This is a genomic window from Peribacillus sp. NJ4, from assembly GCF_030348345.1.
GTDB lineage: Bacteria > Bacillota > Bacilli > Bacillales > DSM-1321 > Peribacillus.
Genome location: NZ_JAUCFQ010000001.1, coordinates 1,611,741 through 1,625,792, shown reverse-complemented (window position 1 = coordinate 1,625,792; position 14,052 = coordinate 1,611,741). Strand labels below are relative to the sequence as shown.

Annotated in this window: 13 protein-coding genes; 5 read left to right on the top strand and 8 right to left on the bottom strand. The window is 44.2% G+C overall.

Translation table 11 applies throughout. The features are described from left to right. Positions 1–31 precede the first annotated feature (31 nt). The gene (gene sspI / locus QUF94_RS08165) at positions 32–241 is read left to right on the top strand and encodes a small acid-soluble spore protein SspI (RefSeq protein ID WP_057911488.1); all 210 of its coding nucleotides are present in this window, start codon (positions 32–34) and stop codon (positions 239–241) included. Between the two features lie 33 nt (positions 242–274). On the opposite strand, the gene QUF94_RS08160 is transcribed toward sspI, so the two are convergent. From QUF94_RS08160 to QUF94_RS08130, 7 genes are all read right to left on the bottom strand, one after another. Next, complete coding sequence (locus QUF94_RS08160) at positions 275–667, bottom strand: general stress protein (protein WP_289315414.1); 393 nt, start codon at positions 665–667, stop codon at positions 275–277. A 328-nt stretch (positions 668–995) separates the two neighbouring features. Continuing rightward, complete coding sequence (locus QUF94_RS08155; protein WP_289315413.1) at positions 996–1,766, bottom strand: YflT domain-containing protein; 771 nt, start codon at positions 1,764–1,766, stop codon at positions 996–998. Positions 1,767–1,943: 177 nt separating this feature from the next. After that, on the bottom strand, positions 1,944–2,873 hold the full coding sequence (locus QUF94_RS08150) for a YsnF/AvaK domain-containing protein (RefSeq protein ID WP_289315412.1): 930 nt from the start codon (positions 2,871–2,873) through the stop codon (positions 1,944–1,946). 244 nt (positions 2,874–3,117) lie between these two features. Then, on the bottom strand, positions 3,118–4,443 hold the full coding sequence (locus QUF94_RS08145) for a (Fe-S)-binding protein (protein ID WP_289315411.1): 1,326 nt from the start codon (positions 4,441–4,443) through the stop codon (positions 3,118–3,120). After that, entirely contained in the window at positions 4,440–5,852 is a 1,413-nt protein-coding gene (glcD, locus tag QUF94_RS08140) for a glycolate oxidase subunit GlcD (protein ID WP_289315410.1), read from the bottom strand. Before glcD ends, QUF94_RS08145 begins: the two co-directional genes overlap by 4 nt. A 117-nt stretch (positions 5,853–5,969) precedes the next feature. Then, entirely contained in the window at positions 5,970–7,082 is a 1,113-nt protein-coding gene (locus QUF94_RS08135) for a PucR family transcriptional regulator (RefSeq protein ID WP_289315409.1), read from the bottom strand. Positions 7,083–7,155: 73 nt separating this feature from the next. Then, positions 7,156–8,847 carry an L-lactate permease gene (locus QUF94_RS08130; protein WP_289315408.1) on the bottom strand — a complete coding sequence of 564 codons (1,692 nt, stop codon included), beginning with the start codon at positions 8,845–8,847 and terminating at the stop codon, positions 7,156–7,158. A gap of 253 nt (positions 8,848–9,100) precedes the next feature. Here QUF94_RS08130 and QUF94_RS08125 point away from each other — a divergent pair, with 253 nt between their 5' ends. The 4 genes from QUF94_RS08125 to QUF94_RS08110 all read left to right on the top strand — a co-directional run bounded on the left by QUF94_RS08125 (position 9,101) and on the right by QUF94_RS08110 (position 12,880). Then, a complete protein-coding gene (locus QUF94_RS08125; RefSeq protein ID WP_289315407.1) occupies positions 9,101–9,832 on the top strand; it encodes a FadR/GntR family transcriptional regulator in 732 nt (243 codons plus the stop codon). Positions 9,833–10,012: 180 nt separating this feature from the next. Then, positions 10,013–10,729 carry a (Fe-S)-binding protein gene (locus tag QUF94_RS08120; protein WP_289315406.1) on the top strand — a complete coding sequence of 239 codons (717 nt, stop codon included), beginning with the start codon at positions 10,013–10,015 and terminating at the stop codon, positions 10,727–10,729. Positions 10,730–10,751: 22 nt separating this feature from the next. Then, positions 10,752–12,182, top strand: a complete 1,431-nt coding sequence (locus tag QUF94_RS08115; RefSeq protein WP_289315405.1) for a LutB/LldF family L-lactate oxidation iron-sulfur protein — start codon at positions 10,752–10,754, stop codon at positions 12,180–12,182. Further along, a complete protein-coding gene (locus QUF94_RS08110) occupies positions 12,176–12,880 on the top strand; it encodes a LutC/YkgG family protein (RefSeq protein ID WP_289318321.1) in 705 nt (234 codons plus the stop codon). Before QUF94_RS08115 ends, QUF94_RS08110 begins: the two co-directional genes overlap by 7 nt. 64 nt (positions 12,881–12,944) lie before the next feature. Here QUF94_RS08110 and QUF94_RS08105 read toward each other — a convergent pair whose 3' ends face one another. Then, positions 12,945–14,030 carry a M42 family metallopeptidase gene (locus QUF94_RS08105; protein WP_289315404.1) on the bottom strand — a complete coding sequence of 362 codons (1,086 nt, stop codon included), beginning with the start codon at positions 14,028–14,030 and terminating at the stop codon, positions 12,945–12,947. Positions 14,031–14,052: the final 22 nt, after the last annotated feature.

Below are 14,052 nucleotides of genomic sequence, written 5' to 3'. Positions count from 1 at the left end.
TCAGTCATTATGTGTTAGAGGAGGAATAATTGTGAATTTAAACCTACGTAATGCGATTATCCAAAATGTATCTGGAAATTCGCAAGAGCAGCTAGAAGACACGATTGTCGATGCCATACAGAATGGCGAGGAAAAAATGCTTCCTGGATTGGGAGTATTATTCGAGGTCATCTGGCAAAATTCATCTGAACAGGAAAAACAAGAAATGATCACTGCCCTCGAAGCAGGATTAAAAAAATAACAGCCCTCAAAGGCTGTTATTTTTTTAGTTAGCTTACTTCTTCATTGGTACCACTTTACCGGCGCCAGCCTTCAATTCTTCGATAGAGACTTCTTCATCGATAAGAAGAATGAATTTCTTAGCACCCACTTCTTTAAGCATCGCTTTTGTCTCAGCAAAAGAGTAGCCGTATTTCGTGAAAAAGCTGCGTAAATCTCCAGATCCTTCATCAGTGAAGTAGTGGAAGATTTTTAAAAAAAGAGTATCCTCCTTATCCTGATTGGCGATGATCAGGATATCCGTATGTTCATTTCCAAGCTGCACATCATTTTTTATATCAGCTGCTACTGTCATTTGGGAGCCAGTCACGCCTTTTGCTTGTAAATCTTGAATTGCAGCAAGTAGTTCCGGATTAGAGTCAAAAACACCATATATGTTTTTTTCCATGTTTTTCCCCCTCCTTGTTACTTTACTTATAATAAAATTCCTTTGTAATTATACCTTGCGGCTTTATCAATAAACAAGCAAATAGTCTATTGAGAATTCCTGACTAATAAACGAGGGAACCCTTTGCCTAAAAGGTTTCAGATTAAAATTATCTACAGTTTTTTAAGGGTTTGTACAATTCGAACGTTGCCTCCAGGCACTGACTTTCCGCGGGCGGTCCGGGAGCCTACTCGGCGCCTGCGGGGTCTCGCATACCCGTTCCACTTTTTAGAATCCCTTTTGTCTACAAACTGAAATAACAGCCTTGTGCAGGCTGCTATTTTGCGTATTATAGATTATCGGTATTAATTCGATTTTTAATGTATTCATCCTTCAAAATGTCCTCTTTCTCTTGCTGCCCATTATTAGCATTCGGGCTTAAGGTCCGATCCAGTGCTCCTTGAGGATCCAGAGACTTATGATCCCCTGGCTTTTGTTCCTTATACTTTTCGGTGGAGTTCCCCCTGATTTCCCTTTCTTGGGCTCGCTTCGTATCCAGCTCTTCCTTATCAAAGATGTTGGCAGAATTTCCGTGAAGTTCTTCGCTTCTTCCTGGCTGTGCTTCCACTTCCCTTGTTTGAAATGCATTCGCAGTTGTTTCAGGAAAAAGGTTCGGGTCCGGATTGTTCACCACCCCTGTTTTAAGCGGATTCTCTGCAGGTAGTTCGTCTGCACCCTGCATGCCGTTGGAAGTTACGCCTTCTCGTTGTGTTAAAGTTTCCGATTCATCTAAAAGAATCAGGAATTTTCCAGCTTCCACTTCGTTTATATAAGCGGTGGCTTCACTATCGGCAAGCCCTAAGTCACCTAGTCGGTTCCTTATATCTCCAGAACCCTCGTTCAGGAAAAAGTGTTTCATCTTATCAATGAAGGAATCGTCGTTCGAGTTAGTAACGACGTCTACATCCGGATCCCGCTTTTCATTGACGAAACCCAAATCTTCTTTCTTATCAGCCATTACGGTTATTTCTCCCTCATGGACTCCTTTTTCCTTGAAGGATTGTATAGCCTGGATTACTTCTTCTTCCGAATTAAAAACACCATATAATGTTTTTCCCATGCATCTTCCTCCTATTATTCCGATATTTCTTCTTATCTGTATTTATACCCCGATGGGTGCTAATTAAACAAAAAATGGCATTCAAAGGTTCTCCTCCCCTAAGTTCGAACCTCTATCAGGCTTTAAAATAGAAAGAAGCCTGCAGTTTTAAAAACTGCAGGCCATTTCCATCACTTCTTAGAAGCGGTCGCTTCTTCGTTCAGTTGCCTTTTTCTCATTTACGATCGATTCATCTGTACTATCAAGCTTGATATCTTCCTTTTTAAGGGTATCCTGAACTTGTTCCGTTTCTTGTACAGCATGTTTCCTGATGACAATTTCATCTGTGACAACAGGTTTTTTCGAAACTTCCAATTTTTCTTCAACTACTGGGATACGTAGTGTTTCCCCATCTTCAATGCTTCCAGTTTCCAGATTCTCTTCACGTCCTGAAACCGATCTATGATCGACCGTCACTTCTTCGTGTTCAACAGGAACATTTATCGTTTTATGTTGTTCATTGACTTCTTTATTAATGACCACTTCACCTGTCTGAACTCTTTCTTTGTCAATGTTCAGTTGTTCTTCCCGAAGTTTAAGCGTCCTTTCATCTTCAGGCAATTCACGGCCTTGCCCGTTCACTCCATAAACATCTTCTTTATTCAGTGCATCGGTTTTTTCAGTCCCGTTATAAAGCGGGTTGGCGGAGTTCGTATCCAGCCTTGTACCGGCAGTGTCCATTGTTCCTGTCGTGAATTTATCTCTTGCCGTCCCCAGGTGCCCTTCACCTTCTTCGACCAGAACCAGGACTTTTCCGTTTTCTACATCAAAGACATATTCAGCCGCTTCACTATTCGAAAGACCAGCATTCGCCAATCTTGTTGAAAGGTCTGCCGTATCTTCCGGCATGAGGAAGCGTGCCACCTTGTCCATGAATGATTCGTCGTTAGGAACATTCGTCATTGTATGAACATCCGTTTCGCGTTGCTGGTTCGTGAAATCCAATGTTTCTTCCTTGTCTGCGACGACCGTAATATCGTCCCCTTCAAAGCCCTTGGCCTTAAGTGCATTGATTGCTTGGATCACTTCTGCATTTGATTCATATACTCCATATACTGTTTTATTCATTTTACATTCCTCCTTAGGTTTTGTTGACTGGTTTAGTGATGCTATATATAAACTCTACCCGCCATACACCTAAGTAAACGAGAAATCAATATTTCATTTATGTTATATCATTACAATTTGTTCTCAGCACAGAACAATTTTTCAAATGAAATCCAGGTATTATAAGGGTTCCCCCATTTTTAAAAATGTAATGTTTATCCGAATAATCCCATTTCATTATTTTCATCTAATCTTTTTTCTTCTATTATAAACCCACGGCCTCCACTAGCAGGTCCACTATATGCACCGCTTTGGTACATGCCCCCAGGTTTTCCCTCTCGATCCCCAATTGCATTTGTAACAGACAGCCAGGATTTGCCGTGACAACGATATCGGCCTGTGTCGATTTAGTGTGCTCCATTTTAGTGTCGAGGATATTCATGGACATCTCTGATTCAACAATATTATAAATCCCTGCCGAGCCGCAGCACCGATCCGCATCCTTCATTTCCCTGAAATCGATTCCTTCTATCGATTGAAGGAGAATTCGCGGAGCCATGGAGGTATTCATCACATTCCGTAAGTGACAGGAATCCTGAAAGGTTACTGATTGTGCTGGCAGTTTCAGACGGACTTTTTCCTGAAAACGCAAGTCCACAAGGATCTCGCTTATATCTTTCAACTTATTTTTAAATGCGATTGCCCGGTCGTTCCATTCCGGCTCATCTTGGAGCAAATGGTCATAGTCTATGAGAAAAGCTCCGCAACCGCCGGCATTTGTAATAATATAATCCACTTCGTCCGCTTCAAAAGCTTCAATATTACGCCTGGCCAGTTGCTTTGCCCCTTCTTTTTCACCACTGTGCCCATGCAGTGCCCCGCAACAAGCCTGGGATTTCGGAATAACGATTTCACATCCAGCAAGCTGAAGAAGCTTTAGTGTAGCCTTGTTCGTTTCCAAAAACATCGTATCCATCAAGCAGCCGGAAAAGAAAGCCACCTTTTTGAGTGCTGTTCCGATTGCAGGCAGCTCAGTTGGCCTATTTTTCATCTCTGATTTTTTTGGGACCTTCGGCAGCACTTTTTCCATGGTTGCCAAATTATCAGGAAGCATGTTCAGGACTCCCGTTTTACGGGCCACATATTGGAGTCCTGATCTCTGATAGAAGCCAAGCAAACTCGTCATGGCCTGCATCCGCTCCTGATGCGGGAATAATCCACTAAAAACGGCCTTGCGAATCGTTTTTACAGGGAGACTGTGTTTCTTATTCTGATGGATGATATCCCTTGCTTCTTCTAGAAGATGTCCATATTTCACACCTGAAGGACAGACAGGCTCACAAGCCCTGCAGCCGAGACAGAGACTCAAAGAACGTTCAACATCCTCATCGGGTGCAATCACACCATCGGCCACCGCTTTCATAAGTGCAATCCTGCCTCTTGGTGAATGGGATTCCTTTAACCCCGATTCCATGTATGTCGGGCAATGGGGTAAGCAAAAACCGCAGCGCATACAATTCAACAATTCATCTTCATTCATTTTTCCCGCGAATTGTTGGGCAATGGTTTCCCTTTCCTGAGCTGTCGTCATGAAGATACCACCACCCTTTTCCTGCTTTCCTTGGCAAATACTTTACCCGGATTCATGATGTTATTGGGATCGAATGCTTGTTTAATCGCTCTCATGGCGGCAATCCCTTCTTTCTTCAGCTTCCATTCAAGATAAGGGGCCTTCATCGCTCCTACACCATGTTCACCGGTAATCGTCCCGCCAAGGTCGATAGCCACGGCAAAAATGTCGGCAAAGGCGAGCTCCACTCTCTCCATTTCATCATGGTCACGAGCGTCGGTAATGCACGTTGGATGCAGGTTCCCATCACCCGCATGACCGAAAGTGCAAATGTCCACGTTATGCTTGCTTGCAATCTCATTAATCGCCCTAACCATTTTGGCAATTTCCGACCGGGGAACGGTGGCATCTTCCAAAATGGTCGTCGGCTTGAGGCGTGCCAGTGCGGAAAGGGCTGTCCGTCTTGCCGTTTTCAAGGCAATCGCGTCAGATTCCGTTTCGGCAATTTCCACGGAAACCGCCTTTTCCTCTAGGCAGATATCGGCCATCCTTTTCATATCACGTTCCACCACTTCCGGCGGACCATCCTGTTCTATCAGCAGGACCGCCTCCACATTGGTGGGCAAACCGATTTTCGCGAAGTCCTCAACCACGATCAACGTCGGCCGATCCAGAAATTCCAGTGTGACGGGAATGATTTTATTTGAAATGATCTTGGCCACTGACTGGGCTGCAGCATCCAGATCTTGATATAGGGCTAGCATCGTCTTTGTGGTTTCCGGGATTGGAATCAGTTTTAAGATCGCTTCCGTAACAATGCCCAGCGTCCCCTCTGAACCGACAAAAAGCTTCGTTAAATCATATCCTGCTACATCTTTGGCAAGCTTGCCCCCTGTTCGGATGATGTCCCCATTCGGAAGGACCACTTCAAGCCCGATGACATAATCACGGGTGACTCCGTACTTTAACCCACGCAGTCCACCAGAGTTTTCATTAATGTTGCCGCCAATCGTGGAGATCTTCATCGAACTTGGATCGGGCGGATAAAACAAGCCCTTCTCTTCAACTGCTGAAATCAAGTCCAATGTGATGAGCCCAGGTTGTACGGTCGCCGTTAAATTTTCCTCATCTATTTCGAGTAATGAATTCATTCGATTGAATAAAAGGACAAGCCCCCCCTCTGTCGGGCAGGTGCCCCCGCTCAAATTCGTCCCCGACCCGCGTGGAACGATCGGAACATGGTATTCATTGCAAACTTTTACGATGGCTGCGACTTCAGCTGTGCAGCCCGGTTTAATGACAGCATCCGGCATCGCTTGAAACCCTGGCGTGGCATCATATGAATAGACAAGACATTCAACTTTCGAGTCATCGTAATTCTCCTGACCAACGATGGTAAGAAGTAGTTGCTTAACCTGCTTTGTTAACATGTATATCCTCCTCATATAAACAAATGGAATTCGATATTTTTTATATGATTTAAGTATAAGAAAATAACATTCAACCTTCTATGTATGAACATATAGAATTTACAGCTTTCCATAGAATTAATTTGTATGTTTATCCAATACTCTTAGTGCTAGATACATAGTGACCAAATCGGCTAGCTTCCTAGGATTCAACTGGGTCATTTCTTCTATGCGCTTGAGCCTGTAATGGAGGGTATTGATATGGATATGCAGGGCTGCAGCGGTTTCCTTCAAAGATAGATCACTTGCAAAATACATGGAAAGGGTTTTAAGCAGCTCCTCATTAGGAAGCAAATCCTGAATAGTCCGGGATAAATAATCAAGTCTTGTTTCAGGGGTAACTTCATCAAGCAGGACCTCAAGCTTCAAGTCTTCGTCAAATATTATTCCCGATGAAGGTAACGCGATTTTCAAGGAACGTTCCGCTTTAAAAAATGCTTGCCTGAATGCGGATCCCGGTGCACGTGAACTAACCCCTGCGCTCACTTTATAACCCGAACTCTCTTCCAGATTTCTTATCAGTTTACTTAATTTCTTTAATTGTTGGATTTTTGAACCGATAAAATCGGCTATCGAAAGAATGACGAATTGGTTCCTCCCCCAACGGACCACGATGTCCTTGGGATGCTGCTGTTTTATGTATATCTGAAGCGTTCTCCACACATGAGGTTCGATGATTTTTTCAGTCTTAAATTCACCAAGGGTTATGATCCGGTCTGAATGAACATCGATCCCAAGCAACTTAGCCTTCTGAAGGAATGACTCATTGAACGTCTGCAGCTGATGCCATTCAAATACAAAGAATTCCATCAGACGTGATTGGGATTCTGCTTGTTCGATATGATAGCTTTCCTGAATGAACATCTCCGTCATCTTTTTTAAAAGTTCTGCATAGGGGGAAACATGTTTGGGGTCTCCCGTGATTCCAATTACACAAACGGCTTCCTGATTAAAGAAAATAGGTAGATTTATTCCTGCCTTCACCCCTTTCCAACTTCGTTCATCCTGTTTGTTGATGATCAATTTCTCACGATTGTTGAAAGCGTGGATGGCTCCTTCATGATAAGATCCAATACGGCTGCCATCGGTACTTGCGATAATCGTGCCAGCATGATCAATAATGATGATTTCCTCATCAATCAGTTTTCGAACCTCATGAACCAATTTTTCTGCCACGGCAGCCAATTGCATTATATGTCCTCCTTTATTAAATGGGCTTGGAAAATACTTCGAGGCTCCCTTTCGAAAGGGAGCCTCTTTCTACTTATGGAATCATCCAGGAAAGGACGCCATTTTGCAAGAAGGTAATCACGCAAACAAGCAGCAACAAGAATAAACTATGTTTGAGCGTGAATCTCAATAATTCTGATTCCCTGCCGGCCAATCCAACGGCGGCACAAGCAATCGCTATCGATTGTGGTGAAATCATCTTTCCGGTGACCCCTCCGGATGAGTTCGCCGCAAGCGCCAGGACCGGCTCCATCCCCACTTTAAGTGCGGTAACTTTCTGAAGACTGCCAAATAAGAGGTTGGCTGATGTATCCGACCCGGTAATGAACACACCCAGCCAGCCGAGAACCGGTGCGAAGAACGGAAACAAATCCCCCGATTTTGCAAGGGTCATCCCTAATGTTGTCGACATGCCTGAAGCATTCGTTATGTAGGCAAAAGCCACCACGGATGAAATCATCAAGATTGGTTTTGCCAACTCATTCATCGCTTCCGCAAAGGTGCTAAAAAAGTCTTTTGCAGACATATGTGCGATGAACTTCGTAACGATGGCTGCCAGCAAAATGGCAGTTCCGGCTGCTCCAAGCAGTTCTATTTTATAGAAAGCCGCAATCGGCAATCCGTTGCTTCCAATTATCTCATTATGCAAACCTGGCACGTCGATTTGGAAGGTTAATAGTTTCCCGATTTCATTGATTCCGCCAAGTAACACATTGTTGCCTTCATAATGTCCGGAGAGCGCAGGCTTAATTGGGTTCATCCCCCATATTGATATGAAAAGCGTTAACAGAAGGAATGGTGACCAAGCATGGAAAATCTGCCATTTCGTGTACGTTGTTTCCGCTTCGGCTGTATCATCCAAAGGTTCGACAGCTGCTGCCGTTTCCTCGGATGCAAAGCGAAAGATCGTTTTAGGTTTCCAGAATTTAAGGAAAATCGCCAATGCAAATAGTGACACTAACGCAGAAAGGATGTCCGGTAATTCAGGCCCAAGGAAATTTGAGCTTAAGTACTGGGTGATGGCAAAGGAAAATCCGGAAACCAAAATTGCCGGCAAGACTTCGAGCGATCTTTTCCATCCAGTCATTATCAAAATAAGATAAAGCGGAATGAAAACCGAAAGGAATGGCAATTGACGGCCGACCATTTTTGAAATCTCCATGGCGGCTATGCCAGTTGGGCCTTCCATGGCGATGATCGGTATGCCAACCGCCCCGAATGCTACCGGTGCGGTGTTCGCGATCAAACAAATCCCGGCAGCATATAGCGGGTTAAAACCGAGACCAACCAAAAGCGCGGCTGAAATGGCGACCGGTGCTCCAAATCCCGCGGCACCTTCTAAAAAGGCCCCGAAAGAAAATGCCACCAATAATGCCTGAAGGCGGCGGTCTTCGGTAAGCGAAAGCACAGAAGAGCGAATAATATTGAATTGCCCGCTTTTAACAGTCATTTTGTACAAAAATACTGAAGTGATGATTATCCATCCGATTGGGAGCAGCCCATATACCGCTCCTTGTGAAGCAGACATCACCGCTTTTCCTGCCGGCATTCCATATAACAATACGGCCACTGCAATTGCTACAAGCAACGTGGTTATACCAGCAATGTACCCTTTCATCCGTTTGATGGTAAGTGCCCAGAAAAAGTAAATAATTGGGATGAGTGCGACAAGAGATGATAAAACTAAATTATCGTTGATCGGCGTAAAGTTTTGTGTCCATGTCATTCATTTCGACTCCATTTACTATAAATTTTTTAAAATTTCAGAAATCTACCACCAACTGAAAACCCTTACATATCTAAATATTCAAAGTCATCTGATGACTTGATGAGTATTCATTAAAATTAAATGATTAAAAATATAAAATCAAGATTTTTTTTTTATTTTTTGTTGATTTTTAACCTTCTGGAAGTGTGAAAGATCATTTGTGTTATATAATATTAACCAGAGAAACTCATAGAAAATAGAGGTGCTACCCTTGGTATATAAAAAAATAAAGCCGAAAAAAATTTATGAAGAAGTCAGCGATGAACTTTATGAAATGATTCGGTCCGGTATCCTGAAACCAGGTGAACAATTGGATTCCATTCAGCAGCTTGCGGAAAATTTCCAAGTTGGGCGCCCGGCCATCCGTGAGGCATTAAGTGCATTAAGTTCAATGGGCCTCATTGAAATAAAACAAGGGGAAGGAACATTCGTTAAAACCTTCGACCCTACTATCATGAATCATCCCTTGTCCGCTGCCCTTTTGATGGATCAAGACAATATCCAGCATTTGCTGGAAGTTCGGAAAATCCTTGAGTCCGGCACGGCAGAGGTGGCAGCTAAGAAAAGAACGGAAGAAGACCTTATCGACCTCAAAGAAAGGCTTTCTGATATTGAGAAGGTATCCTACGATGAAGAACTTAGTGATAAAGCGGATATCGCCTTCCATGTCGCAGTGGCAAATGCCTCCCAAAATGAGCTGCTGATAACATTGATGAACCACGTTTCAGAGTTAATGACGGAAAAGATGCGTGATATCCGGCGGATTGCTCTTTATTCCGAAGAGATGACACTTAAGCAGCTTTACCAGCAGCATGCCCGGATATATGATGCAATCGTGGCACAAGATGAAGCCGGAGCCCGCAATGCCATGCTGTTTCACCTTCAAAGCGTCGAGGAATCACTGAACCGGGTCATCCAAAAAAATCAGCAAAAGAATCGTTGACCTTCCTTTAAATTTGAAAAATACCCTATACAAACAAAGATAAAATTGATATATTATTTTGAAAACGATTACTTCATTTAAAAATCTTGGAAATTGGTATATTCTCTTAACCATTTCCTTTTTCTATTTTTTAGTCATCAGATGACCTGTTAACCTATTTTTTTAAAGGAGGAGTTCAGATTGAAAGTTACTCTCTTTGCAACCTGTTTGGTTGATTTGTTTCAATCCAATGTCGGCAAGGCGACAGTGGAGCTGCTCGAGAGATTAGGCTGTGAGATTGATTTCCCGGAATCCCAGATATGCTGCGGACAGCCGGCATATAATAGCGGGTATACGAAGGATTCGAAGGAAGCTATGAAAAAGATGATTAAAACGTTCGCGGATGCTGAATACATCGTAACCCCTTCCGGTTCCTGTGCAGCGATGTTCAAAGAATATCCGGTCCTTTTCAAAGGCGATGCCGAATGGGAAAACAAAGCAGCTTCATTAGCGGCTAAAACATATGAATTGACCCAATTCATCGTGGATGTCTTAAAAGTAACCGACGTCGGAGCTACCCTTAAGGGAAAGGCTACTTATCATACTTCATGCCATATGACACGGCTGCTTAAGGTGAATGAAGCACCTGCCATTTTGTTAAGCCATGTTAAGGGTCTGGAAATGACACCTCTTCCCGATGCTCAGAATTGCTGCGGGTTCGGGGGAACCTTTTCGGTTAAGATGGGGGACATTTCCGGGCAAATGGTGGAGGAGAAAGTCTGCAATATTGAAGCGACCGGGGCCGATTTTTTAATTGGTGGGGATGCAGGATGTTTGATGAATATCGGCGGACGGATCCAAAGGAAGGGGCAACCGGTGAAAGTGCTCCATATTGCGGAAGTCCTGAATAGTATTTAAAGAAAGTGAGGAGGGAAAAACGATGGCTATGAAAACCAGCTCTGCCAAGTTTAAAGACCGGGTGGATGAAGGAATACATAATGATTTTATGCGATTGGCAGTATCGAGTGCCCAGGAACGATTACACGGACGGCGGCTGACGGCCGTTGATGAATTGGGAAACTGGGAGGATTGGCGTTCCCTTGGTGAAGAAATCCGGCAGCATGTGCTCAGTAACCTTGATTTCTATTTGCATCAGCTTGCAGAAAATGTTTCGAAAAGGGGCGGTCATGTCTTCTTCGCTGAAACGGCTGAAGAAGCAAGCGGATACATCAAGGATGTCATTGTAAAGAAGAATGCCAAAAAAGTCGTGAAATCCAAATCGATGGTCACGGAAGAGATCAATTTAAACGCAACTCTTGAAGCGGTTGGCCTCGATGTCGTCGAAACGGACCTTGGTGAATACATTTTACAAGTGGATGATCATGATCCCCCTTCCCATATCGTCGCACCTGCTCTCCATAAAAATAAAGAACAGATAAGGGATGTTTTTAAAGAGAAGCTCGCCTACACGCAAACCGAAAAACCGGAAGAGCTTACTGCCCATGTCCGGGGCATTCTGCGGAAAGACTTCTTAAGCGCCGATGTGGGCATAACCGGCTGTAATTTTGCAATTGCGGAAACGGGCTCGATCGGTTTGGTGACGAATGAAGGAAACGCCGATTTGGTCACTGCCCTCCCGAAAACGCAAATCACCGTGATGGGAATGGAACGGCTTGTGCCTACATTCGATGAATTCGAAGTCCTTGTCAGCTTATTGACAAGAAGCGCTGTCGGCCAAAGATTGACCAGTTACATCACCGCACTTACCGGCCCACGTGATGAAGGCGATGCAGACGGACCCGAGGAATTTCACCTTGTGATTGTAGATAATGGACGTTCCTCCATCTTGGGAACTGAGTTTCAATCCGTTCTTCAATGCATTCGCTGTGCTGCCTGTATAAATGTATGCCCGGTCTATCGCCAGGTTGGCGGCCATTCATATGGTTCAATATATCCGGGACCAATCGGTGCTGTGCTTTCCCCCTTGCTCGGAGGGTATGATGATTTCAAGGAGCTTCCATATGCCTCAACTCTTTGTGCAGCATGTACAGATGCCTGTCCGGTAAAGATTCCTCTTCACGATTTACTGAGGAAGCATCGTGAAGTCATCGTTGAAAAGGAAAAAATGGCTCCATTTTCAGAAAAGATGGCCATGAAAGCCTTCGGAATCGGTGCGGCATCGCCTATGCTTTATAAGTTCGGTTCCAAAATGGCCCCATCAGCTATGTCTCCTTTTAAAACGGGGGATTTCATTTCAAAGGGACCTGGGCCACTCAAAACTTGGACAGAAAGCCGCGAGTTCCCTGCTCCTGGAAAAGAAAGCTTTCGGGACTGGTTCAAAAATCGGGAAAAAGGAGGGAAACCATCATGAATGGAACCATCCACAATGAAGAGACGTTTTTAAACAATATTGCCAAAAACCTGGGAAGGGCTCCTATTAAGGAAGGCATTTCCGTTCCGGTATGGAAGCATGCCCCCCAAAAAGAAGTTTTGAAACATGCGACACCAAATGATCTTGTCGAGGAATTGGAGGAGCAGTGCAAAAGGGTACATACTCAGTTTCACCTTACCGACTCCAGGCAAGTGATGCAGTGTTTGAAACAGGTTATCGAGGAACTTGGAAACGGACCCTTGATCATCCCTAAGGACGATCGATTTTCTGCCTATCAGTTAGATGATATCCTAAAGGAAAAAGATGTCCATGTTTGGGATCACCAAGCAGGGAAAGAAAATATCGAGAAAGCCGAGAGTGCCAATATCGGAATCACATTCAGTGAAATGACATTGGCAGAATCAGCGACCGTCGTCTTGTTCAGCGATAAGGACCACGGCCGTTCCATCAGCTTCCTTCCTTCCTGCCATGTTTCCATCATTCCAAAAAGCACCATCGTTCCGCGAATGACCCAGGCTGCTGCGGCCATCCGTTCAAAAATTACCCGTGGCGAAGTCGTTCCTTCCTGCATTAATTTCATAACAGGACCGAGCAATTCCGCCGATATTGAAATGGACCTTGTCGTCGGCGTCCATGGGCCCATCAGAGCTGTCTATATAATCGTAGAAGATAAATAGAAATAAGGAAAAGAAAAAATGGAGAGGACCTAATTAGGCCTCTCCATTTTTAACTTTCACTATATCACTCGTAAATGATCCGATCAACCGCTTCACGGTCGAGGCGTTTGATCACTTCGACAATAAGCTTAACAGCATTCTCATAATCGTCCCGGTGAAGCATTGCTGCATGTGAATGAATGTAGCGGGTTGCAATCGTGATCGCCAGGGCAGGTACTCCATTTGCCGTTAAATGGATGGAGCCTGCATCCGTCCCACCACCTGGAATCGATTCATATTGATAAGGAATTTCCATTTCATCAGCCGTGTCGGTAACGAAATCGCGTAATCCCTTATGTGCTACCATCGACGCATCATATATGACGATTTGCGGACCTTCCCCCATCTTACTCATCGCTTCTTTATCGGATACCCCCGGTGTATCACCAGCTATGCCGACATCGACGGCAAAACCGATATCCGGCTGAATTTTGAATGTGGATGTTTTAGAGCCACGCAACCCGACCTCTTCCTGCACCGCGCCAATTCCATAAACTACATTAGGATGGTCGCTATCTTTCAGCTGTTTAAGTACATCAATGGCAATTGCACAGCCAATTCGATTGTCCCAGGCTTTGGCCAGCAGCATCTTTTCATTATTCATGACCGTGAATTCAAAATATGGTACGACCATATCCCCTGGCTTGACGCCCCATTCCTTAACCTCTTCTTTGCTTGCTGCACCAATATCAATAAACATATCCTTAATATCAATCGGCTTTTTCCTCGCTTCCGCTGACAGGATATGTGGCGGCTTGGAACCGATAATGCCAGTTACATCACCTTTACTTGTAACGATCGTCACACGTTGGGCCAGCATGACCTGTGACCACCAGCCCCCTACCGGCTGAAAACGCAAAAATCCTTTATCATCAATTTGGGTAATCATGAATCCGACTTCGTCCATATGCCCAGTAACGACAATTTTCGGTCCGTTTTCATCACCCGTTTTCTTGGCAATCAAACTTCCCAGGCCATCTGTTGATATTTCATCGGCAAATGGTGCTATGTATTCGGTCATCACTTTTCTTACTTCACTTTCATTTCCTGCAATGCCTTTAGCATCCGTTAAGTCCCGCAGCATTCTTAACGTTTCGTCTAATTGAGTCATTCCTCTACCTCCCTATTACTTA